At 58.4% G+C, this 19,597-nt stretch carries 23 protein-coding genes and 3 tRNA genes; 12 read left to right on the top strand and 14 right to left on the bottom strand.

The features are described from left to right. Positions 1–6: 6 nt before the first annotated feature. The 4 genes from ACR0K5_RS03175 (at position 7) to ACR0K5_RS03160 (ending at position 4,481) form a co-directional block, all read left to right on the top strand. Positions 7–1,056: a quaternary amine ABC transporter ATP-binding protein gene (locus tag ACR0K5_RS03175; RefSeq protein WP_480628281.1), complete on the top strand. Its 1,050-nt coding sequence runs from the start codon at positions 7–9 to the stop codon at positions 1,054–1,056. Then, positions 1,053–3,119: an ABC transporter permease gene (locus ACR0K5_RS03170; RefSeq protein WP_480628280.1), complete on the top strand. Its 2,067-nt coding sequence runs from the start codon at positions 1,053–1,055 to the stop codon at positions 3,117–3,119. The genes ACR0K5_RS03175 and ACR0K5_RS03170 overlap by 4 nt, the downstream gene beginning before the upstream one ends. Positions 3,120–3,223: 104 nt before the next feature. Then, entirely contained in the window at positions 3,224–3,889 is a 666-nt protein-coding gene (locus ACR0K5_RS03165) for an NnrU family protein (protein WP_480628279.1), read from the top strand. Positions 3,890–3,959: 70 nt separating this feature from the next. Next, entirely contained in the window at positions 3,960–4,481 is a 522-nt protein-coding gene (locus tag ACR0K5_RS03160; protein WP_480628278.1) for a DUF2478 domain-containing protein, read from the top strand. Between the two features lie 355 nt (positions 4,482–4,836). Here ACR0K5_RS03160 and ACR0K5_RS03155 read toward each other — a convergent pair. Next, positions 4,837–4,920, bottom strand: a tRNA-Tyr gene (locus ACR0K5_RS03155). Between the two features lie 116 nt (positions 4,921–5,036). Here ACR0K5_RS03155 and rlmB point away from each other — a divergent pair. The 4 genes from rlmB to ACR0K5_RS03135 all read left to right on the top strand — a co-directional run bounded on the left by rlmB (position 5,037) and on the right by ACR0K5_RS03135 (position 7,329). Next, positions 5,037–5,807, top strand: coding sequence for a 23S rRNA (guanosine(2251)-2'-O)-methyltransferase RlmB (rlmB, locus tag ACR0K5_RS03150; RefSeq protein WP_480628277.1), 771 nt, complete (start codon positions 5,037–5,039; stop codon positions 5,805–5,807). 17 nt (positions 5,808–5,824) lie between these two features. After that, on the top strand, positions 5,825–6,106 hold the full coding sequence (locus tag ACR0K5_RS03145; RefSeq protein WP_480628747.1) for a hypothetical protein: 282 nt from the start codon (positions 5,825–5,827) through the stop codon (positions 6,104–6,106). A 97-nt stretch (positions 6,107–6,203) separates the two neighbouring features. Then, complete coding sequence (locus ACR0K5_RS03140; protein ID WP_480628276.1) at positions 6,204–6,662, top strand: YHS domain-containing (seleno)protein; 459 nt, start codon at positions 6,204–6,206, stop codon at positions 6,660–6,662. A 196-nt stretch (positions 6,663–6,858) separates the two neighbouring features. Then, positions 6,859–7,329 carry a CoA-binding protein gene (locus ACR0K5_RS03135; protein WP_480628275.1) on the top strand — a complete coding sequence of 157 codons (471 nt, stop codon included), beginning with the start codon at positions 6,859–6,861 and terminating at the stop codon, positions 7,327–7,329. Here ACR0K5_RS03135 and ACR0K5_RS03130 read toward each other — a convergent pair. The 3 genes from ACR0K5_RS03130 to hisF form a co-directional block, all read right to left on the bottom strand. After that, the gene (locus ACR0K5_RS03130) at positions 7,326–7,898 is read right to left on the bottom strand and encodes a hypothetical protein (protein ID WP_480628274.1); all 573 of its coding nucleotides are present in this window, start codon (positions 7,896–7,898) and stop codon (positions 7,326–7,328) included. The two genes, ACR0K5_RS03135 and ACR0K5_RS03130, sit on opposite strands and share 4 nt — an antisense overlap. Before the next feature lie 69 nt (positions 7,899–7,967). Next, positions 7,968–8,285, bottom strand: a complete 318-nt coding sequence (locus ACR0K5_RS03125; RefSeq protein ID WP_480628273.1) for a phosphoribosyl-ATP diphosphatase — start codon at positions 8,283–8,285, stop codon at positions 7,968–7,970. Next, positions 8,282–9,043: an imidazole glycerol phosphate synthase subunit HisF gene (gene hisF, locus ACR0K5_RS03120; protein WP_480628272.1), complete on the bottom strand. Its 762-nt coding sequence runs from the start codon at positions 9,041–9,043 to the stop codon at positions 8,282–8,284. The genes ACR0K5_RS03125 and hisF overlap by 4 nt, the downstream gene beginning before the upstream one ends. A 117-nt stretch (positions 9,044–9,160) precedes the next feature. Here hisF and ACR0K5_RS03115 point away from each other — a divergent pair, with 117 nt between their 5' ends. Continuing rightward, positions 9,161–9,607, top strand: coding sequence for a DUF302 domain-containing protein (locus ACR0K5_RS03115; RefSeq protein ID WP_480628271.1), 447 nt, complete (start codon positions 9,161–9,163; stop codon positions 9,605–9,607). On the opposite strand, the gene ACR0K5_RS03110 is transcribed toward ACR0K5_RS03115, so the two are convergent. Beyond that, on the bottom strand, positions 9,604–10,083 hold the full coding sequence (locus ACR0K5_RS03110) for a DUF2867 domain-containing protein (RefSeq protein WP_480628270.1): 480 nt from the start codon (positions 10,081–10,083) through the stop codon (positions 9,604–9,606). The genes ACR0K5_RS03115 and ACR0K5_RS03110 overlap by 4 nt on opposite strands. Before the next feature lie 4 nt (positions 10,084–10,087). Next, positions 10,088–10,810, bottom strand: coding sequence for a 1-(5-phosphoribosyl)-5-[(5-phosphoribosylamino)methylideneamino]imidazole-4-carboxamide isomerase (gene hisA, locus ACR0K5_RS03105; RefSeq protein WP_480628269.1), 723 nt, complete (start codon positions 10,808–10,810; stop codon positions 10,088–10,090). 134 nt (positions 10,811–10,944) lie between these two features. Between hisA and ACR0K5_RS03100 the strand changes: the two genes are divergently transcribed. After that, positions 10,945–11,346: a DUF2147 domain-containing protein gene (locus ACR0K5_RS03100; RefSeq protein ID WP_480628268.1), complete on the top strand. Its 402-nt coding sequence runs from the start codon at positions 10,945–10,947 to the stop codon at positions 11,344–11,346. 3 nt (positions 11,347–11,349) lie between these two features. Here ACR0K5_RS03100 and hisH read toward each other — a convergent pair whose 3' ends face one another. Beyond that, positions 11,350–11,988 (bottom strand): imidazole glycerol phosphate synthase subunit HisH, encoded by a 639-nt coding sequence (hisH, locus tag ACR0K5_RS03095; protein ID WP_480628267.1) that lies wholly within the window; start codon positions 11,986–11,988, stop codon positions 11,350–11,352. Beyond that, the gene (gene hisB, locus ACR0K5_RS03090) at positions 11,989–12,576 is read right to left on the bottom strand and encodes an imidazoleglycerol-phosphate dehydratase HisB (RefSeq protein WP_480628266.1); all 588 of its coding nucleotides are present in this window, start codon (positions 12,574–12,576) and stop codon (positions 11,989–11,991) included. A 154-nt stretch (positions 12,577–12,730) separates the two neighbouring features. Here hisB and ACR0K5_RS03085 point away from each other — a divergent pair, with 154 nt between their 5' ends. Beyond that, a complete protein-coding gene (locus ACR0K5_RS03085) occupies positions 12,731–12,970 on the top strand; it encodes an Lrp/AsnC family transcriptional regulator (RefSeq protein ID WP_050602861.1) in 240 nt (79 codons plus the stop codon). On the opposite strand, the gene ACR0K5_RS03080 is transcribed toward ACR0K5_RS03085, so the two are convergent. The 3 genes from ACR0K5_RS03080 to ACR0K5_RS03070 all read right to left on the bottom strand — a co-directional run bounded on the left by ACR0K5_RS03080 (position 12,967) and on the right by ACR0K5_RS03070 (position 14,091). Further along, positions 12,967–13,827 (bottom strand): GNAT family N-acetyltransferase, encoded by an 861-nt coding sequence (locus ACR0K5_RS03080; protein WP_480628265.1) that lies wholly within the window; start codon positions 13,825–13,827, stop codon positions 12,967–12,969. The two genes, ACR0K5_RS03085 and ACR0K5_RS03080, sit on opposite strands and share 4 nt — an antisense overlap. Before the next feature lie 81 nt (positions 13,828–13,908). Continuing rightward, positions 13,909–13,983: transfer RNA gene (locus tag ACR0K5_RS03075), tRNA-Gly, on the bottom strand. A gap of 33 nt (positions 13,984–14,016) precedes the next feature. Continuing rightward, positions 14,017–14,091: transfer RNA gene (locus ACR0K5_RS03070), tRNA-Gly, on the bottom strand. Between the two features lie 147 nt (positions 14,092–14,238). Here ACR0K5_RS03070 and ACR0K5_RS03065 point away from each other — a divergent pair. Continuing rightward, on the top strand, positions 14,239–14,391 hold the full coding sequence (locus tag ACR0K5_RS03065) for a hypothetical protein (RefSeq protein WP_480628264.1): 153 nt from the start codon (positions 14,239–14,241) through the stop codon (positions 14,389–14,391). Positions 14,392–14,404: 13 nt separating this feature from the next. Here the strand turns inward: ACR0K5_RS03065 and ACR0K5_RS03060 are convergent, their stop codons facing one another. The 3 genes from ACR0K5_RS03060 to ACR0K5_RS03050 all read right to left on the bottom strand — a co-directional run bounded on the left by ACR0K5_RS03060 (position 14,405) and on the right by ACR0K5_RS03050 (position 19,586). Continuing rightward, positions 14,405–14,788 carry an MAPEG family protein gene (locus ACR0K5_RS03060; protein ID WP_480628263.1) on the bottom strand — a complete coding sequence of 128 codons (384 nt, stop codon included), beginning with the start codon at positions 14,786–14,788 and terminating at the stop codon, positions 14,405–14,407. A gap of 78 nt (positions 14,789–14,866) precedes the next feature. Continuing rightward, a complete protein-coding gene (locus ACR0K5_RS03055) occupies positions 14,867–18,304 on the bottom strand; it encodes a pyruvate carboxylase (RefSeq protein WP_480628262.1) in 3,438 nt (1,145 codons plus the stop codon). Positions 18,305–18,464: 160 nt separating this feature from the next. Then, positions 18,465–19,586 (bottom strand): alpha-hydroxy acid oxidase, encoded by a 1,122-nt coding sequence (locus ACR0K5_RS03050; protein ID WP_480628261.1) that lies wholly within the window; start codon positions 19,584–19,586, stop codon positions 18,465–18,467. Positions 19,587–19,597: the final 11 nt, after the last annotated feature.

Raw genomic sequence — 19,597 nt, 5'->3', positions numbered from 1 at the left:
GCGTAAGTGACTGACGCGACTATGCCTGCCATTGCCTGCCAGAATCTCTGGCAGGTTTTTGGCCCCGGCGCTGACAAAGCCCTGACCGACGCGCTGTCTCGGTCAGGGAATGACGCTGACAAAGCCGCAACCGATCTTCGGGAAAACGGATTCATCCCTGCGGTGCAGGATGCCAATTTCGAGGTCAAAGAGGGCGAACTGTTCGTCATCATGGGTCTGTCCGGTTCGGGCAAATCCACTTTGATCCGCTGTATCTCTCAACTGCTGCCTGGCACGGGCGGTGAAATTCGGGTGGACGGCGAAAACGTCATCGGAGCCTCAAAAAAGGCTCTGACCGAGCTGCGCCGCAAAAAGCTGGGCATGGTATTCCAGCATTTCGGCCTGTTCCCGCACATGACCGTTGCCGAAAACGTGGCCTATCCGCTGCGGGTGCAGGGTGTGGGCAAAAAGGAACGGCTGGACCGCGCGCAGGAAGTAATCTCGCTTGTCGGGTTGGAAGGGCGCGAAGACAGTTTCCCGCGCCAGCTCTCAGGTGGTCAGCGTCAGCGTGTGGGCATTGCCCGCAGCCTTGCCGTGAACCCCGATATCTGGTTTCTGGACGAGCCGTTCTCGGCCCTTGACCCGTTGATCCGTCGCCAGTTGCAGGACGAGTTTCTGCGCATTCAGGCGACGCTGAAGAAATCCATCGTCTTCATCACCCACGATATTCAGGAAGCGCTGAAGCTGGCCGATCGCATCGCGATCATGCGTGATGGCAAGATCGTGCAGATCGGCACGCCCACCGATATCGTGCTGCGTCCCGTGGACGATTATGTGCGCGAGTTCTCGAAGGATGTCGCCAAAGGTCAGCACGCGAAGGTCGCCTCGGTCATGCGGAGCGAAGCAGAATGTGGCCCGGATGATCCCGGCCTGACCACCTCAATGACGCTGGACGCAGCCCTTGCCCATTGCATGGAACTGTATGAACCCGTGCCGGTGCGGGATGCCGATGGTAATGTCGTTGGCACGGTGCACCCGTCTGATCTTGCTGCTGCGCTGCAGGTGGACGAAACATGACGGCTTTAACCGACCTTCCGATGAAGCACAGCGCGAAGTTGACGGCGGGCGCAAAGGCCGCCCTGATTACGGTTATCGTCGGTGCGGTTTGCCTTGCGTTGGAGGGTGTCGCCCCTTGGCTGGTTAAATGGCCCGCTGCATGGGAATTGCCCGCAACCCAATGGGTCGGAGCGTTTCTGGATTGGTTTCTGAACCTGATCAAACCGGCGATGCGGTTGTTCTCGGACATGATGACCTATCCAATGAACTGGGCGAATTTTGTTCTGGGCAACACGCCATGGCCCATCCTGATCGGGATCGTGACCGCGCTGGGCTGGTACCTTGGCGGGTTGCCGATGGCGGCGCTGGGCTTTCTGGGTCTCAGCTTCGTTCTCGCCTCGGGCTATTGGACAGAGAGCATGAACACCTTGGCTCTTGTCGCCGTTTCCGTCCCTGTGGCGTTGATATTGGGTGGTGGCATCGGCATCCTCGCCAATGAGGTGCCAAAGGTTAAGTCCTTCGTGCAGGCGGTTCTGGATGTGATGCAGACGGTTCCGACCTTTGCCTATCTGACGCCGCTGTTGCTGCTGTTCGGATTTGGTCCGGTAGTCGGGCTGATCGCCTCGGCTATTTATGCCGCGCCGCCTATGGCCCGCAACGTGATGCTGGGTCTGGAACGGGTCGAGCCAGAGATCAAGGAAGCCGCCATCATGTCGGGCGGCACACGGTTTCAGCAATTGTTTCAGGTCGAAATTCCTGCCGCCACTACGCAGATCATGGTTGGTGTGAACCAATGCCTGATGGCCGCCTTGTCGATGGTTATCATCGCCGCCGTCATCGGCGGGTTTAATGATATCGGCTGGGAGGTTCTGCTGACCATGCGCAAGGCGCAGTTCGGTGAATCGCTGATGGCGGGGTTGGTGATCGTCGTGTTTGCAGTCGTCATTGACCGGATGAGCGGAACTTTGGCGACCGAGCGCAAACGGTATGACAGCCGCGTCGTGTGGGTGATGCTCGGTTTTGCGGTGCTGTTTACCCTGGCGTTTCGCAACTGGTTGCCGAACCCGTCTGAACTGACCGTTCTCGACCCGATGGCCGAGGCTGTGGACAGCGGCCTGACCGCATTCACGCAGGCCAACGGCCCATGGCTGGACGCGCTCAAGAACAATTCTCTGTTCTATGTGTTGCTGCCGCTGCGGATCGGTCTGGATCAGGCGGTGCTTCCATTCACATGGGGTTTCCAGTGGACGCCCAGCATGAGCTGGGGTCTGTTCGCCGCAGGTGCGGCGATTGCCCTGTTGATGGCATGGCGCGGTCGGCTGACGGGCGGTCTGATCGTCCTGATCCTGATCGGCATGCTGGAAACCGGAATCTCGAACCTGCCGTGGCCCTTTGTCCTGACCGGCGCTGCCGCGCTGGGTTGGGTCGCGGGCGGCTGGCGTCTGGCGGCCCTCTGTGTGGGTCTGCTGTGCACCATCCTCGTTTCGGGGCTGTGGGAGCGGGCGCTGCTGTCGCTCTACCTCAGCGGCGCCGCAGTGTTTTCCTGTGCGGTGGCCGGCGGCCTGATCGGTCTCGCCAGTGCGGTTTGGGAGCCGGTGTGGAAAGTGGTCCGTCCGATTTGCGATATGCTGCAGACAATCCCTCTGTTCGTGTTCCTGATCCCGGTTCTGATGGTGTTCCAGATTGGTGAGTTTTCGGCCTTTCTGGCGATCTGTGCCTATGCGATCGTCCCGATGATCCGCTATACGCGACATGGGCTGGTCAACACGCCGGAAGAGATGATGGAGGCTGCAATCTCCAGCGGTGCGACCGAGTGGCAGATCATGCGCGACGTCCGCGCGCCTTATGCCGCGCCGACCATCTTGCTGGGGCTGAATCAGACCATCCTCTATGCCTTTGCAATGCTGGTCATCGCGGCACTGATCGGAACCACCGGTCTGGGCCAGTCGATCTATCTGGCGCTGGGGCAGGCAGATGTGGGGCTTGGTATCTCGGCCGGCGCTGCGATGGCGATTCTGGCACTGATTGCCGACCGCATCGTGCAGGGCTTTGCCGAAGAACGCCGTGCGGCGCTTGGGCTTTAAAACAGGGCAGGGGCGGTGCATCTGCCCCTGCGCCGAACTTGATTTCGGACAAGGAAGCCGCCGCCATCCTGATCTAGACCGATCCCAATAACTCGGAGATCACAATGACCGGTTGGGTCCTATTCCTTGCAGCGCTCGTCACCTTCCTTCTCAGCCACGCAATTCCCGTTCGGCCGACGGTGCGAGGGTGGTTGATCGACACACTCGGACGCCGGGGTTATTTCACAGCCTATTCGGTTCTGTCGCTGGCGGTCCTGGCCTGGCTGATCGTTGCCGCCGCAAATGCCCCTTACGTCGAGGTCATCCCACCATTCGGGATTTTACGCTGGGCACCGGTGCTGATCATGCCCGTGGTCTGCTGGCTGGCAGTTGCGGGGCTCATCATTCAGAATCCGTTCTCTTTCGGAGGGCTCGGCAATCGGCCTTTTGACCCGGAGCAGCCCGGTATCCTGCGCACCACCCGCCACCCGATCCTTGCCGCGATGATGCTGTGGGCGGTGGCACATCTGCTGGCCAATGGCAGCCTGTCTCATGTGATTCTGTTCGGCCTTTTTGCCGGTTTCGCAGCAATGGGCATGGCCCTGATCGACCGGCGCAAGAGGCGCGAGATGGGCTTTGAATGGGTCCGGTTATCTCGCAATACAGTGCGGTTTTCACTCCGTGCGCCGCGTCCCTGGCCGCGCCGTGGGGTTTGGCTTGCCGCGCTTGCCGCTTACGCGGTTCTTCTTCACCTGCACGCACCTGTGATCGGCCTGTCCCCGCTTCCATAGCTGGGGGAGTGGTCGGGCGGTGCCTTGCGTGCTATCTGAAACGTCACAAACGATTTACAAGAGGTCCAAGATGCATCTGGCCTATGTCACCACAACTGATCGCGGCGCAACGGACCGCCTGCTGACTGCCGTTGCAGAACGCCTTTTGGCGTGCGGCGCAAAACTTGCCGGTGTTGTACAAACGAACACGGAATGCGCCGACAGCAGCAAATGCGATATGGACGTTCGTGTGCTGCCTGACGGTGAAACCATCCGTATCTCGCAGTCGCTGGGAACGCAGTCACGCGGTTGCCGCCTGGATCCTGCGGCGCTGGAACAGGCGGTGGGATATGTGACCGCGTCGCTTGAGGATGCGCCTCAATTGCTGATCATCAACAAGTTTGGCAAACATGAATCCGATGGGCGCGGGTTCCGGCCCGTGATCGGGGAAGCACTGGCCTTGGACATTCCGGTGCTGGTCGGCGTGAACGGATTGAACGAAGTGAAGTTCCAAGCGTTTGCAGACGGCGCTGCCGAAGTCTTACCAGCGGATCTGGACGCGATTGTTGCCTGGTTTGAGCAGGTATCGCAGCTGCGCCCGGCAGCGGAGTAAGTTCTTCAAGCCGATTGGCTTACCATCAAAAAAGCGAATCGAACGGCGCTGAAGTGATTTCAGCGCCGTTTGTTCGATTAGCCCTTGCAAGAACTTGCGCTGCTTGGAAAAAGCGGTATCCGAGCGGGCTCGGCACCCTCTGATCAACCGATAACCTCATGCGACCTGAATGGATGCGTAAAAGGAAACCTGAGATGACCGCCGGTAACAGCTTCCCGATGAGGCAAACGGGCCTGCAGATTCCGCACTGCTAATCGCAAGTTTCGAAGCCCGTCGTTCGCGAGGGGCGTCTACGAAGGGAATAAGAGCGTATGGCAAAATACGCTCTGGCCATCTTCACAATCAGTTGGAAAGATGGTGGGCGACCCTGGAATCGAACCAGGCGTGCGTCTCCGCGAGGGAGTTACAGTCCCCTGCCACACCTTGCGGCCTGTCGCCCACTGTCAGGCGTTGCACCTGACGTGGAGGCGTGATTACTAGCGCACCAAAGGAGCGTCAACAGGAAAATTTCGCTTTGACGCAGGAAACCGAAATCTCGGCCCGGAGGCTCATAAAATGAAGAAACCCAAATGGGTCGTCGAAAAGGAACAGGCCCGCAAAGCTGCCGCCGCCGAAACTGTCTGGCTGTTCGGATTGCATGCAGTTCGCGACGCTTTGATGAACCCAAATCGGCAGAAATTGCGCCTGATCGTTACGCGTAATGCGCGGGACAAACTGGCGGAAGCGATAGAATTCTCGGGTATCGAGCCCGAGATGGTTGATCCGCGCAAATTTACTGCGCCCATCGACGCAGGTTCTGTGCATCAGGGGGCTGCGCTGGAGGTCAAGCCACTGGATTGGGGCGGTCTGGCCGAGAACTGCATCGGTCGGGAAAACCCGCGCGTCATCCTGCTGGACCGCGTCACGGACCCCCATAATGTCGGAGCGATTCTGCGCTCGGCCGAGGTTCTTGGGGCGAGTGCGGTCATAGGCACGCGCCACCATTCTGCGCCCGAAACCGGGGCGCTGGCAAAAACAGCCAGCGGTGCGCTGGAGCGTCAACCCTATCTGCGGATGCGTAACCTTGCCGACACAATTGTTGAGCTTCAGGACATGGGCTTTCTGGTCCTTGGGCTGGACGGCGAAGCAGACGTAACCATCGAAGGCGCGCTGGGTGATGGTCGGGACCGCCCTGTCGCACTTGTTCTGGGGGCGGAAGGCCCGGGATTGCGGCAAAAGACAAAGGAAACAGTGGATCAGTTGGTGAAAATTGACGCAGCCGGGGGATTCGGATCGCTGAATGTCTCAAATGCTGCGGCAATCGCCTTATATGCATCCCGGCCCTGACAAAAAAGGAGAGCGCTATTTCCGGTCCGTCCAAAATCGCCACCTGCTGCTATTGCGGGACCCGGGCTGCTTTGGTCCTGAAGGGCAAAGAGAGGCACGAGCTGAGCTGTTCCAATTGTGGAGCACCTTTGCACGATCTGAAAATGCTGCCCAAGCGGAAAGCCACGCCTTCCAAAACAGCGCGAACCGCCGTTTCTCATACCGCTCCGCGGAAAGCAAAACGAAAAAAGAAGAAGAAAGGCATGTTCTCACGCGCGTTCGACGAAGCCTGGGATGTGATCGAAGATATTTTCGATTGAGCGTATTTGGCTGAAGATCGTTCACATCCACGTCAACAGGGGTTCCGCACGCAGCAAAAAATTGCATCTTGATAGCCCTGTGAATTCAGATTCTGACATGACGATGCTGACCCGACGTTCCACTCTTGGCGCGCTGTGCGCTTTTTTTCTGGCTCCTGCCGTATATGCCCAGGACATGCCCGTCTACTACACCACCGAAGGGGTGGCGTTGGCCGGGTATGACGCTGTGTCCTATTTCGACAGCGCTACGCCCATTATGGGCATGGCCGAAAATTCGGTGATGTGGAAAGGGGCACGGTGGCATTTCACCTCGCAAGAGAACCGTGAGCTTTTCGAGAGCAATCCCCGTGCTTTCGCGCCGCAGTTCGGTGGGTATTGTTCCTATGCGATGGCAATGGGAGTTCTGAAGAGTACAGACCCCAAAGCCTGGGAAGTGGTGGATGGTCGTCTTTACCTTACGCACTCGATGAAGATCGAGGAGATCTGGCAGCAGGATCAGGCAGAATATATTGAGATGGCTGAAGAAAACTGGCCGACGATCCTGTATCGGGAATGAGCAAGAATCAGCTAATTGTGATAAGTCATCACAAAAATGCGCTCCCCCTCTTTTTTTTAGCGAAGACATGCTTAAATGTCACAGTGACCGCGGAACGGAACTGCCGCGGGTCATTTCACTGTCCCTCGTTCCAACAACTGGCGCCCAAGGTTTCTTGGGCGCTTTTTTCTTTTTGGAACCCTGTTAAGGATAGGGCATGCCCGACTATTCCGATCAGCACCTGAAAAGCATTTTGCAACGAACCAAAACCGTTGCTGTTGTCGGTGTTTCCATGAACCCGGTACGGCCAAGCTATTACGTAGCCCGCTATCTGTCGTTGAAAGGGTTTAACGTTATCCCGGTCAATCCGGGCCATGCCGGGAAAGACCTGTTTGGCCAGACGGTGTGCGGCAGCCTTTCGGATATATCCGAGCCGGTGGACATGGTGGACATTTTCCGTCGGCCCGAATCTGTGCCGCCCATTGTAGATGAGGCGCTGGATACCTTTTCGTCACTCAGCACGATCTGGATGCAGATCGGGGTGGAACACCCCAAGGCGGCGGCCAAGGCCGAAGACCGTGGTGTGGATGTGGTAATGAATCGCTGTCCAAAAATCGAATATCAGCGCTTGTTTGGCGAGCTGCGCATGGGCGGGTTTTCGACCGGGATCATCTCGTCCAAGCTTTAAGGCGTTGCGGGTTCGTATGGCTTCAGTCTGGCCACTTGTTCCTGCCGCCGCTTTTCCAGCACCACGTCGCGCGGCACCCAGTCATAGCGGGTATCCTCGACCAACGGCGACCAGAACAACACCCCGCCATAGCGCCAGGGGTCGAGAACGACGCCGTCATACAGCGATTCTCCTCTACGGCTGATGATGGCAGTACTGTGGTCGATCCTCAGCGGGTTGTCGGCGTTGGCGATGGCGCGGTGCAACTCCAGCGTCTGGAAGTTTTCCTGTTTCAGACGGCGCTCGATATCCTCGGCCCAATGCCAGCATAGGCCGCGCGGGCGAAGGCCCTTGTTGACCTTCGCGTTGTGAATCAGCGGAGGGTCGGTGATCTGGTACTCGTCCACCAGCTGCGCAGTGTAGCTGTAAGCGACTTGCGCGGCCCGTTGGGCTTCTTCAGGGTCAATATCGGGCCCAAGCCTCTGAATTTCCACGGCCAGACGCTGCACCTCGTCCCCGGTTGAGGGCGGAGCCGCAGAGCAAGCTGCAACAAGGGCAAGAGTTGCCACAAGCATCAATACCCGGATCATTTCGCGCCCTCGGCCTGTCAATCTGACGCCCGAGTATAGCGGCCATTGTAGCGACGCGGAACCCGGCCCTTACCCTTTGGGGCGGGCAGCTTTTTCGGCAATGCCGCTGATGCCCTGGCGGCGCGCAAGCTCGGCCAGCACATCGTCAAGCGCCACGTCCCGCGCGGCCAGCATGACCAGAAGGTGATACAGAACATCCGCCGCCTCAGAAGTCAGCTTGGCCTGATCCCCTTTCGCGGCTTCGATAATGGCTTCGATGGCTTCTTCACCGAATTTTTCGGCGCATTTCTCGGGGCCTTTTGCAAGCAGTTTGGCTGTCCAGCTCGAGTCCGGATCAGCTCCCTTGCGGGCCTCAATCGTAGCGGCTAGGTCGTGCAGAATGCTCATGTCAGCCTCATGGGGATTCCAGCAGCGGCCATGTGTTCCTTGGCCTCGCGGATCGTATATTCGCCGAAATGGAAGATCGAGGCAGCCAATACCGCACTTGCGCCACCTTCAGTGACGCCTTCGACCAGATGGTCCAGATTGCCGACGCCGCCACTTGCGATTACCGGCACGTCCACGGCTTCGGAAATGGCACGAGTCAAGGGAAGGTTGAAGCCCGCCTTGGTGCCGTCGCGGTCCATCGAGGTCAGCAGGATTTCTCCGGCCCCTTTTGCAACGACGGTTTTTGCGAACTCAACCGCATCTATACCCGTGGGCTTGCGCCCGCCATGGGTGAAGATTTCCCACTTGCCGGGGCCAACCGTCTTAGCGTCGATGGCGCAGACAATGCACTGGCTGCCGAACTGGTCCGCCGATTCCGCGATCACATCCGGGTTTGCAACGGCCGCCGAGTTGAAACTGACCTTGTCCGCCCCGGCCAGCAACAAGGCGCGTACATCATCTTTGGTGCGAACGCCGCCGCCCACTGTCAGCGGCACAAAGCACTGTTCCGCGGTGCGTTGCACCACGTCGAACATGGTTCCACGGTTCTCATGAGTCGCGTGGATATCCAGAAAACAGATTTCATCTGCACCGGCGGTGTCATACGCCTTGGCAGACTCCACGGGATCGCCTGCATCGCGCAGACCCACGAAATTCACGCCTTTGACCACACGGCCATCTGCAACATCAAGACAGGGAATGATCCGGGTTTTCAGCATCTGGTGTCCTTTGCTGCCGGACCTTTACCGGCAAAGCCTCGCCGATGCCAGACTTGTGATTGTCAGATCTCTCAAACCTGTGAAAATTGGGGTGAATTTCAAAGAAGGAAAACCGATATGCGTACCTTGATACTGGCTTCAATTCTTTCGATCGGAGGGGCTTTTTCCGCCATGGCTGACGATATCATCAAAGTTCAAACAGACAAATCCGTGGACGAAGCGTTGGATGCGCTGGAAGCAGCGGTTGGCAATGCAGGGGCAACGGTATTTGCCCGGATCGACCACGCGGCGGGCGCCGAAAAGGTCGGCACCCCGATCCCGGCCAATCAGGTGCTGATTTTTGGCAACCCTGCGCTTGGCACGCCAGCCATGCAGATCGATCCGCGCGCGGGACTTTTCCTGCCGCTCAAAGTACAGGCTTATGAGGATGCCAATGGTCAGGTCTGGCTGACCTATGAAGATCCAAAAGAGACCATGGATGAGCTTGATGACGTCGAAAAGTCACCGGTCATTGAAAAAATGCGCGGCGCATTGGCCAAACTAACTTCCGCTGCCGCGGGTTAATCTCCTGTTTGCATGGCGCTTGCGTTGTTCACACGCGCAAGCGCGTTTCGCGCGATCAGGATATGAAATGGTAGAATTGCAGCCAGGTACAGCCGTCCACCCAAATTGTGGCGATGTACCCAGGTAGCCAGCGAGATGCGACCGTTCTCAGACAGAACGGAAACGCGGAAATCCAGATGGCGGTCGTTGAACCCTGCAATCACCTCGGCCTCGCCATCGTGTTCAACCGGAAAAATCCCTAACTTGTCGGCAGCCTCCGGTCCTTTGGTGCTGAGGCCAAAAGGTGCGACCAGCAAACCGCGCAACCGTACCAATGCCATCGCCCATGCCGGAAATGCAGTAATGATCTCCGCGGCCCGGCGCGGCGAAAGCTCAGACTCAACGCTATAGCAGTCCAGAAAGTCGCCGTTTTTGTACCGTTTGTGCAGCAGGCTTTGCGCGGACAAAACGGAACGTTTTACAGGCGAATGGAACATTGAACTACTCTCTGAGAGTTGTCAGAGCCTCTTTCAGATCAATCGCCCCATCGTAAAGTGCGCGGCCGGAAATGGCACCATTCAGGGCTGCGCCACAATCGCGCAGGGCAATCAGATCGGCGATCGAGGACACGCCACCGGATGCAATAACCGGAATGTCTACTGTTCTGGCGAGGTCTGCCGTGGCCTCGATATTGGGACCCTGCATCGCGCCGTCACGGTTGATATCGGTATAGATGATCGCGGCAACGCCCGCGTCTTCGAAGCTGCGGGCCAGATCGGCAACCTGAACATCTGTCTCTTCAGCCCAACCTTTGGTGGCCACCATGCCATTGCGCGCGTCAATTCCTACGGCGATCTTGCCCGGGAAAGCTTTGGCTGCTTCACGCACCAGGTCGGGGTTTTCGACGGCAACCGTGCCCAGAATGACCCGCGCCAGACCTTTTTCGATCCAGGTCTCAATCGTGGCCATATCGCGGATTCCTCCGCCCAGTTGCGCGGGCACATTGCAGGTTTTCAGGATCGCCTCGACGGGTGCCGCGTTAACCGGTTCACCAGCGAAAGCTCCGTTCAGATCGACCAGATGCAGCCATTCGCAGCCTGCCTCGACAAAGGCGCGGGCTTGTGCCGCCGGGTCTTCGTTGAACACGGTGGCCTTGTCCATTTCACCACGCAGCAGGCGCACGGCGTTGCCGTCTTTGAGGTCGATGGCGGGGTAGAGGATCATGTCGGGCGGCCCTTTATCACTGTTACACGCGCGGGATATCGCACAGGCAGGGCAGGGGATGCAACGCGACGCTGGGTCATTCTTGCCCGTTGTCCATCGGCGGGTCAGACTGCCCTCAAAACAGGGAGAAAATCATGAAGAGATTTACGTTTGCAGCAGGTTTGATGTTTCTTGCAACCGGCGCGATGGCTGCGGATCCCGTCGATGGTCTGTGGAAGACTGCACCGGGTGATACGGGTGGGTACCTGCATGTATCGATTTCAGAATGCGGCAGCGCGATATGCGGCACCATCGACAGCGCGTTTGACGCGGATGGCAACCAGCAGTTGGAATACGAAAACCTTGGCAAGCAGATCATCTGGGATATGGTGCCCGAAGGTGACGGCAGCTACGACAGCGGCAAGATCTGGGCGCCGGACCGGAACAAAACCTACAACTCAAAAATGTCGCTGGACGGCCAGAACAAGTTGACCGTCAAGGGGTGTGTGGCCGGCGGTCTGATCTGTCGCGGCCAAACCTGGACGCGTGTTCAGTAATCCTCAGGGTTTCCAGGTCAGGAAGTTGCCCAGCATGCGTAGGCCAACGTCCTGACTTTTCTCGGGGTGAAACTGCATCCCAACCATCGTGTCGCGGCCAATCACGGCCGTGACTTCCTGCCCGTAATCCACATAAGCCAACCGCTGCGCCGGGTCGGTTACACGGAAATGGTAGGAATGAACAAAATAGGTGTGATCGCCGGATTTCACACCGTTGAACACCGGGTGATCGCTTTCAAGAACCAGATCGTTCCAGCCCATATGCGGCACTTTCAGCGAAGGGTCTGAAGGCTCGATCCTGACAACGTCACCTGCAACCCAGCCCAGACCATCGGTTTCCGTGTATTCATGGCCTTTGGTTGCCATCAGCTGCATGCCAACACAGATACCCAGGAACGGACGGCCCTTCTGTTCAACCGCTTCAACCATCGCATCATAGATGCCTTTGTGCCCGCGCAGTTCAGCAGCGCAGGCAGGAAAGGCACCGTCACCCGGCAGAACCAGACGATCCGCCTTCGCGACAACGTCCGCGTCCGACGTAACAACAACCTCACCCGCGCCGACTTCTTTTGCCATGCGCTGAAAGGCCTTCTCGGCCGAATGCAGATTGCCGCTTTCGTAGTCGATGATGGCTGTCAGCATTTACAGCGCGCCCTTGGTCGACGGTATCGCATCCGCTTTGCGGGGATCAGTCTCAACCGCATCCCGCAGAGCGCGCGCGACGGCTTTGAAGGCAGCCTCGGCAATGTGGTGGCTGTTGAAGCCGTGCAACTGATCGATATGCAGGGTGATGCCGCCATGGGTGCTGAGCGCCTGAAAGAACTCGCGTACAAGTTCGGTATCGAATGTGCCGATCTTCTGCGTCGGCAGGTCAAGGTTCCAGATCAGGAACGGACGGCCTGACAGATCCAGCGCACTGCGCACCTGAGCGTCATCCATGGGCAAGTGACACTCGCCGTAGCGGCGGATGCCCTTCTTGTCGCCCAAAGCCTGCGTCAAAGCCTGACCCAGCGCGATGCCGGTATCTTCGACCGTGTGGTGATCGTCGATATGATAATCACCATTGGCGCGGATCGTCATGTCGATCAAAGAATGGCGCGCCAGCTGATCCAGCATATGGTCAAAGAAACCCACACCGGTCTGGTTGTCATAGGTGCCGGTGCCATCCAGATTAACCTCGACCGAGATATCGGTTTCGGCGGTCTTGCGGCTGATCGAAGCGCTGCGCATGGGCGAATTCCTTTTGCTACAGGCGCGCTTATAGACGGGGATGGATATGGTTTTCCAGACCGCGCATTGCGATCGCTGCAAACTGTTGCAGGGGATTGCACCCGGCTTGGCCCCGTGTCAGCTTGCGAACAACACGAACCGATAGGGTCAAACCATGTCCACCTGCGTTTTCATCCAGATCCGCTGCAAACCCGGCACCACCTACAAAGTTGCTGAGGAAATCGCATTGCGCGAAATCCACTCGGAACTTTATTCCACCAGCGGCGAATACGATTTGTTGCTCAAGCTCTACATTCCCGAAACCGAAGATGTAGGTCATTTCATCAACGAACACCTGCTGGTGATTCCCAATATCGAACGCTCGCTGACCACAATGACGTTCAAGGCGTTTTAACCCAGTTCGAACGTTGTCACCCCAAAGATTCGGTTCAGATCGATATCCGGCTGATGGCTGGAGTACATCCGGGCCGTTTCAAACACTTTCTTCAACCCCAGCTTTTCGGCCAGCGTAAACGCGGCCGCGTTGGGTTGGGGCATGTCAATGAAGACCTCTTGCTGACGATGGTCCGAGGGCACGGCCTCTAGCAAATCAGCCAGCAGGGCTTCGGCGATATTCGTGCGATCTGCAAAAAGGGGCCCGATCTTGTAACCTGTCCGGCAGGGGCGCAGCGTCGCATACCCCTTGATCTGACCATCCTCGGAAAACACTCGGGATATATGACCCGGAGCGCTGATCCAGGCCTGCAAGAAGGCGTCGCGAGGGGTCGGGAAGAGTTGCCGGTCATAAGCGATCAAGGCCTCAGACGCCGCAGTCAGGTTCTCAACACCCGTTGATGGTGCCAGTGCCTGCTGAAGTCCCTTTACGGTCGCTGTGAAGCGATAGTTGTTATACGCAAAGTCGAAGCCCGATTTGCGATAGTTGTGTTGTTGATCAACGACCCCGTCCAGCCCAATGTTGCCCGCATTGCAATTTTCCAAAGCGTGCTGCCAGATTTTCAGCCCGTGGCCCGAGCCGCGAAACTCGGGCCGGACGATATAAAACCCAAGGAACGCAAACGCGGCATCGTATTGGACGACCGAGATAGAGGCGATCATTTCGCCATCCAGAAACCCGCCCAGAAACCCGCCAGTATCGGTGCCATGGAAGCACGTTGCATCGTGATGGCCAGGGTTCCACCCTTCGTGGCCAGCCCAGTCCACGGCCTCCTGCAACTCATCGGCGGTCAGGGGGCGGATGACATAGTCAGACATGGGTGAATCCTGTATTGCGCAATACAGCCAGAATGGCGCAAGGCTGTCGAAAGGACCAGAAAGTTCGGAAGGTTTTGTATCTGGAGCGGGCGAGGCGATTCGAACGCCCGACCCTAACCTTGGCAAGGTTATGCTCTACCCCTGAGCTACGCCCGCATCAGATACATATGTGGTCCGAAGACCTCTCAATGGAGCGGGCGAGGCGATTCGAACGCCCGACCCTAACCTTGGCAAGGTTATGCTCTACCCCTGAGCTACGCCCGCGCCGTTGAGTGAGGAGGGATGTATAAATTCCCGCGCAGGGCTGCAAGCGGAAAAACACAAAAAAGAGGAAAAATCTTTCGACGGAAATCCGCGCTCGGTGCGTTCAAAATCCAAAGCGTGACAAAATAAGAGGGCTGAAGAACTAAAATGACACGTATAGCTGATATGAAAATGGCGCTGTTGGCCATGCTGATCGTATTGACCACGATGATATGCGCACGGGTTGAGGACAAGGTGGCCGAGGTCGAACCAGTCCTTATGCACGCTCCGCTGGTCGAAACGCAGGTGATGTCGGGGTAAACCCCGCCTGCGGTCAGAGTGCCAAGACCAGATTCGCAATGGCGGCTACCAGTATCGCCGTGAAGGTCAGCGCCATGCCGATCTGCCGCAGAATGACAATCTGCGGTGTCCTGCCAAACCCATAAGCGTGCAGCAGACGCCCGGTCAACAACACCAGGCCCAGCACATGCAGAAGCAGCCCACTTGCGCCCTGCAACTCCACCATAGCGATCAATAAAAGTGCGATTGGGGCGTACTCGGCGCAATTGGAATGTGTTCGCATCGCCTTGATCATCATTTTGCTGCCGCCATCCCCGACCGAGATTTTGTCGCTACGCCGCTGTAGAATCACTCTGACGCTGAGCGTCACATATAGGATCGCGATCAGGGCCGCGTAGATCGGGGTGATTGCCAGCATGGTGTGTCTCCGTCCCATCATAGAAAAAGGCCGCGCGGTTTTCCGCACGGCCCTTTGAATTGTAATCAGTTCGACAGCTTATTCCAGTTCGACCAGCAGGTCCTTTGCGTCGATCTGGCCGCCCGGCTGCACGTGGACGGCTTTGACTGTGGCATCCCGCTCGGCGTGGATGCCGGTTTCCATCTTCATCGCTTCGATAGTCAGCAGCATGTCGCCTTCTTTGACCTCTTGGCCCGCAGTTACGGCAACGGTGGCCACCACACCCGGCATCGGCGCACCGACGTGGTCGGGGTTGCCGGCTTCGGCCTTGGGCCGCGCCTGCGTGGTTGAGGTCACCATCCGGTTCGGAACCCGGATCACACGCGGCTGGCCGTTGAGTTCAAAAAACACGCGAACTTCGCCGTTTTCGTCGGTCTCGCCGATGGCCTGACAGCGGATTTCCAGCGTCTTGCCCGGATCGATCTCGGCGGTGATCTCTTCACCCGGCTCCATGCCGTAGAAGAAGGTTCGCGTGGGCAGGGTGCGGACGGGGCCATAGACCCGGTGGCGGCCCATGTAATCCAGGAACACCTTGGGATACATCAGGTAACCGTTCAGATCCTCGTCATCGACCTCTTTACCTTCCAGTTGCTTGGACAGTTCGGTGCGGGTGGCCTCCAGATCGACGGCGGGCACATCCTTGCCGGGACGTTGGGTGTTGGGCGCTTCGTCCTTCAGCACCTTCTTGATGATGGTGTCAGGGAACCCGCCCGGAGGCTGACCCAGATTGCCGCGCATCATGTCCACGACCGAGTCGGGGAAGGCCACGTCGGTTGCCGGGTCCTCGACCTGTTCACGGGTCATGTTCTGGCTGACCATCATCAGCGCCATATCACCAACAACCTTGGACGACGGCGTTACCTTTACGATATCACCGAACATCTGGTTCACGTCGGCATACATCTGCGCCACTTCGTGCCAGCGCTCCTCCAGCCCCAGCGAGCGCGCCTGCGCCTTGAGGTTGGTGAACTGACCGCCCGGCATCTCGTGCAGATAGACCTCAGAAGCCGGGGCCTGCAGGCTGGATTCAAAGGCCGCGTACTGGCCGCGGACGGCCTCAAAGTAATCGCTGATTTCACGGATGGCTTTGATGTCCAGCCCGGTGTCGCGGTCGGTATGGCGCAGGGCCTCGACCACGGTGCCCAGCGTTGCCTGCGACGTGTTGCCCGAGAAGCTGTCCATCGCGCAGTCTACCGCGTCCACGCCTGCTTCGGACGCGGCCAGAATGGTCGCGCTGGCGATGCCAGCCGTGTCGTGCGTGTGGAAGTGGATCGGCAGTCCGACCTCTTCTTTCAGCGCGCGGATCAGGATGCGGGCCGAGGCCGGTTTCAACAGACCTGCCATATCCTTCAGGCCCAGCACATGAGCACCTGCGTCGCGCAGCTCTTTAGCCATGCCGACATAGTATTTCAGGTCATACTTGGCCCGATCCGGGTCCAGAATGTCACCGGTATAGCAGACGGTGCCCTCACAGATTTTACCGTTGTCGATGACCGCATCCATGGCGACGCGCATGTTTTCCACCCAGTTCAGCGAGTCGAACACGCGGAACACGTCGATGCCTTTGGCTGCCTGACGCACGAACTCCTGCACCACGTTGTCAGGGTAGTTTGTATAGCCAACCCCGTTCGCGCCGCGCAGCAGCATCTGGGTCATCAGGTTCGGCATCGCCTCGCGCAGGTCGCGCAGGCGCTGCCATGGGCATTCCTGCAGGAAGCGGTAGGCGACGTCAAACGTTGCACCGCCCCAGCATTCGACCGAGAACAGCTGCGGCAGGTTCGCCGCATAGGTCGGCGCCACCTTGATCATGTCGATCGAGCGCATTCGGGTCGCCAACAGAGACTGGTGCCCGTCGCGCATGGTTGTATCGGTGATCAGCAACTGACGCTGCGCTTTCATCCAATCCGCCACGGCCTGCGGGCCTTTCTGCTCCAGCAGGTTGCGGGTGCCCATCTGAGGTTCGGCCTTCAGAGCGGGCGGCTTGGCCTCTTTCAGGTCTGCGCGCGGTTCGGGCCGATCCTTGGTCTCGGGATGCCCGTTCACCGTGATGTCGGCGATATAGGTCAGAACCTTGGTGCCCCGGTCGCGGCGACGCTTGAAGGTGAACAGGTCCGGCGTCGTGTCGATGAACTTGGTGGTATATTCGTTCGACAGGAAGGTCGGATGTTTCAGCAGGTTGATGACGAAGTCGATATTGGTGCTGACGCCACGAATACGGAACTCGCGCAGTGCCCGGTCCATGCGGGCAATCGCGGCTTCGGGCGTCGGCGCCTTGGCCGTCACCTTGGTCAGCAACGAATCATAATACCGCGTGATCACACCTCCCGCGTAAGCCGTGCCCCCGTCCAGGCGGATGCCCATGCCAGTGGCCGAGCGATAGGCGGTGATGCGGCCGTAGTCGGGGATGAAATTGTTCTGCGGGTCTTCGGTGGTGATCCGGGTCTGCAGCGCGTGACCGGTCAGATGTACATCCGACTGGCTTGCTGCACCGGTGGCCTCGGCCAGCGTCTTGCCTTCGGCAATCAGAATCTGCGCCTGCACAATGTCGATACCGGTGACTTCCTCGGTGACGGTGTGTTCCACCTGTACACGAGGGTTCACCTCGATGAAGTAGAACTTGCCGGATTCCATATCCATCAGGAACTCGACTGTACCTGCGCATTCATAGTTCACATGGGCGCAGATCTTGCGGCCCAGTTCACAGATTTCAGCGCGCTGCTCGTCGCTCAGATACGGGGCAGGCGCGCGTTCGACGACTTTCTGATTGCGACGCTGGACCGAGCAGTCGCGTTCATAAAGGTGATAAATCTCACCATGCTTGTCACCAAGAATCTGAACCTCCACGTGGCGGGCGCGGATGATCATCTTTTCCAGATAACCCTCGCCATTGCCGAAGGCGGCTTCGGCTTCGCGGCGGCCTTCCAGAACCTTTTCTTCCAGCTCATCTTCGGACTCGATCGGGCGCATGCCGCGACCGCCGCCGCCCCAAGACGCCTTGAGCATCAGCGGATAGCCGATCTCGGCAGCTTCCTTGCGGATTGCATCCATGTCGTCGCCCAGCACTTCGGTAGCAGGAATGACGGGCACACCTGCTTCGATCGCAACGCGCCGCGCGCTGGCCTTGTCACCTAGCGCACGCATGGTTTCCGCCTTGGGGCCGATGAAGGTAATGCCATTCTTAACGCAAGCATCGACGAAATCCGGGTTCTCGGACAGCAGGCCATAGCCCGGATGGATCGCGTCTGCGCCACATTGCTTGGCAACGCGGATGATCTCGTCGATCGACAGATACGCGGCAACCGGCCCCATGCCCTCACCGATCTGATACGCCTCGTCCGCCTTGAACCGGTGCAGGCCCAGTTTGTCCTCTTCGGCGTAAACGGCGACGGTTCGTTTTCCCATCTCGTTTGCTGCGCGCATAACGCGGATGGCAATCTCGCCGCGGTTGGCGATCAGGATCTTGTTGAAGTCTGTCATAGTAGGTCCCGGTCTTTTGTGTATGGGCGTCTTATTGGGCGGAGAATACGCGCAGGTATATCCGTTCTTCTGGGTAGAACCGGCATGTTACCGCTCGCAAACGCCCTTCGGCCGCTGCGCTCTTATACGTATGCCGCGTCGCAGCATCAAATATTTAGCGTTAACTCTCAATCTGACATAGATTTGCCAAACCCATTTGACCCATATTCGCGTGCAGATCCTGTCTCAGAATATCGATGACATGTGCAGGCCCCTGTGCGCCAAGTGCGGCCAGCCCATACAAAAAAGCGCGCCCAAGCATGACGAAATCCGCGCCCAGTGATACCGCCCGCAAGATATCCAGACCGCCTTCGACTCCACCGTCGAAGATCAGGGGCAGGCGGGTCGCACTCCGGATTGAAGGAAGGACCTCGATGCTGGCCGGGGCCGCGTCAAATTGACGGCCGCCATGATTCGATACCCACAAGGCATCGACACCGACCTGTTCCAGCCTGCTCGTATCCTCAGGGCGTAAGACACCTTTCAGGATAAATGGCCCGTCCCAATGATCGCGCAGCCATTTGACGTATTCCAGATCCGGCGAAGTCCGCAGCAGGTATCCGATATGAGCCGTTGGCGGCAGATTCCCAGGGTTTTCGATATACTTATCCAGAGTTCGCATGTGAGGCACACCATTGTGCAACATGCCCATGGCCCAGGCGGGCCTCCGGGCAATCTGCGCCAGCACGCGTGGGGTCAGCTTTGGCGGTTGCTGCAGACCAGATCGTGTCTGCCTTTCCCTGCGCGAAGCTACGGGGACATCAGCGGTGAGAACAAGGGTTCTGAACCCGGCCTCGCGTACTCGCCTCAGCAGGTCCTTGCGAATCTCCGGGTCTCTGGGCGGGTAGAGCTGAAACCAGGCATTGTCCCCAACATGCGGCGCCATGTCTTCCGGGCTCTGACTGGCAACGGTTGACAGAGTGTACGGAATACCTGCTTTGGCAGCGGCGCCGGCAAGCAACTGTTCGGCGCGGGGCCAGACCAGCCCGGACATTCCGATTGGCGCAATGCCGAAAGGCAACAGGTACGAGGTCTCAAAAAGCGTTTTTGACGTATCGAACTCCAGCTCTCCGTGCAGGATCGAGGGGCAGAGGCGCACGTCATCCAGTGCTTGGCGATTCCGGCGCAGCGTCGTTTCAATCCCGGTTCCGCTGTCGATGTACTCCCACACGAAATGCGGCAGGCGGCGTCGCGCGCGGCGTTTAAGATCCGGAATGCCGGGATAGGCGCTGTGCAAGTCCATGCAGATTGATC

The sequence above is a fragment of the Ruegeria sp. AB9 genome, from assembly GCF_056542585.1.
The sequence above is the reverse complement of the archived record's forward strand: the minus strand, read 5'-3'. Positions and strand labels throughout refer to the sequence as shown.

What these genes read in the sequence shown, in the direction of transcription:
- ACR0K5_RS03160 (WP_480628278.1), top strand. Translation starts at nt 3,960, where the DNA reads ATGCATCTGGCCTATGTCACCACAACTGATCGCGGCGCAACGGACCGC.
- ACR0K5_RS03110 (WP_480628270.1), bottom strand. Translation starts at nt 10,083, where the DNA reads ATGTTCCATTCGCCTGTAAAACGTTCCGTTTTGTCCGCGCAAAGCCTG.
- ACR0K5_RS03060 (WP_480628263.1), bottom strand. Translation starts at nt 14,788, where the DNA reads ATGCTGGCAATCACCCCGATCTACGCGGCCCTGATCGCGATCCTATAT.
- ACR0K5_RS03140 (WP_480628276.1), top strand. Translation starts at nt 6,204, where the DNA reads ATGACGATGCTGACCCGACGTTCCACTCTTGGCGCGCTGTGCGCTTTT.
- rlmB (WP_480628277.1), top strand. Translation starts at nt 5,037, where the DNA reads ATGAAGAAACCCAAATGGGTCGTCGAAAAGGAACAGGCCCGCAAAGCT.
- ACR0K5_RS03080 (WP_480628265.1), bottom strand. Translation starts at nt 13,827, where the DNA reads ATGTCTGACTATGTCATCCGCCCCCTGACCGCCGATGAGTTGCAGGAG.
- ACR0K5_RS03050 (WP_480628261.1), bottom strand. Translation starts at nt 19,586, where the DNA reads ATGGACTTGCACAGCGCCTATCCCGGCATTCCGGATCTTAAACGCCGC.
- hisH (WP_480628267.1), bottom strand. Translation starts at nt 11,988, where the DNA reads ATGCTGACAGCCATCATCGACTACGAAAGCGGCAATCTGCATTCGGCC.
- ACR0K5_RS03130 (WP_480628274.1), bottom strand. Translation starts at nt 7,898, where the DNA reads ATGATCCGGGTATTGATGCTTGTGGCAACTCTTGCCCTTGTTGCAGCT.
- ACR0K5_RS03170 (WP_480628280.1), top strand. Translation starts at nt 1,053, where the DNA reads ATGACGGCTTTAACCGACCTTCCGATGAAGCACAGCGCGAAGTTGACG.
- ACR0K5_RS03065 (WP_480628264.1), top strand. Translation starts at nt 14,239, where the DNA reads ATGACACGTATAGCTGATATGAAAATGGCGCTGTTGGCCATGCTGATC.
- ACR0K5_RS03125 (WP_480628273.1), bottom strand. Translation starts at nt 8,285, where the DNA reads ATGAGCATTCTGCACGACCTAGCCGCTACGATTGAGGCCCGCAAGGGA.
- ACR0K5_RS03165 (WP_480628279.1), top strand. Translation starts at nt 3,224, where the DNA reads ATGACCGGTTGGGTCCTATTCCTTGCAGCGCTCGTCACCTTCCTTCTC.
- hisF (WP_480628272.1), bottom strand. Translation starts at nt 9,043, where the DNA reads ATGCTGAAAACCCGGATCATTCCCTGTCTTGATGTTGCAGATGGCCGT.
- ACR0K5_RS03055 (WP_480628262.1), bottom strand. Translation starts at nt 18,304, where the DNA reads ATGACAGACTTCAACAAGATCCTGATCGCCAACCGCGGCGAGATTGCC.
- ACR0K5_RS03100 (WP_480628268.1), top strand. Translation starts at nt 10,945, where the DNA reads ATGAAGAGATTTACGTTTGCAGCAGGTTTGATGTTTCTTGCAACCGGC.
- hisA (WP_480628269.1), bottom strand. Translation starts at nt 10,810, where the DNA reads ATGATCCTCTACCCCGCCATCGACCTCAAAGACGGCAACGCCGTGCGC.
- ACR0K5_RS03085 (WP_050602861.1), top strand. Translation starts at nt 12,731, where the DNA reads ATGTCCACCTGCGTTTTCATCCAGATCCGCTGCAAACCCGGCACCACC.
- hisB (WP_480628266.1), bottom strand. Translation starts at nt 12,576, where the DNA reads ATGCGCAGCGCTTCGATCAGCCGCAAGACCGCCGAAACCGATATCTCG.
- ACR0K5_RS03135 (WP_480628275.1), top strand. Translation starts at nt 6,859, where the DNA reads ATGCCCGACTATTCCGATCAGCACCTGAAAAGCATTTTGCAACGAACC.
- ACR0K5_RS03115 (WP_480628271.1), top strand. Translation starts at nt 9,161, where the DNA reads ATGCGTACCTTGATACTGGCTTCAATTCTTTCGATCGGAGGGGCTTTT.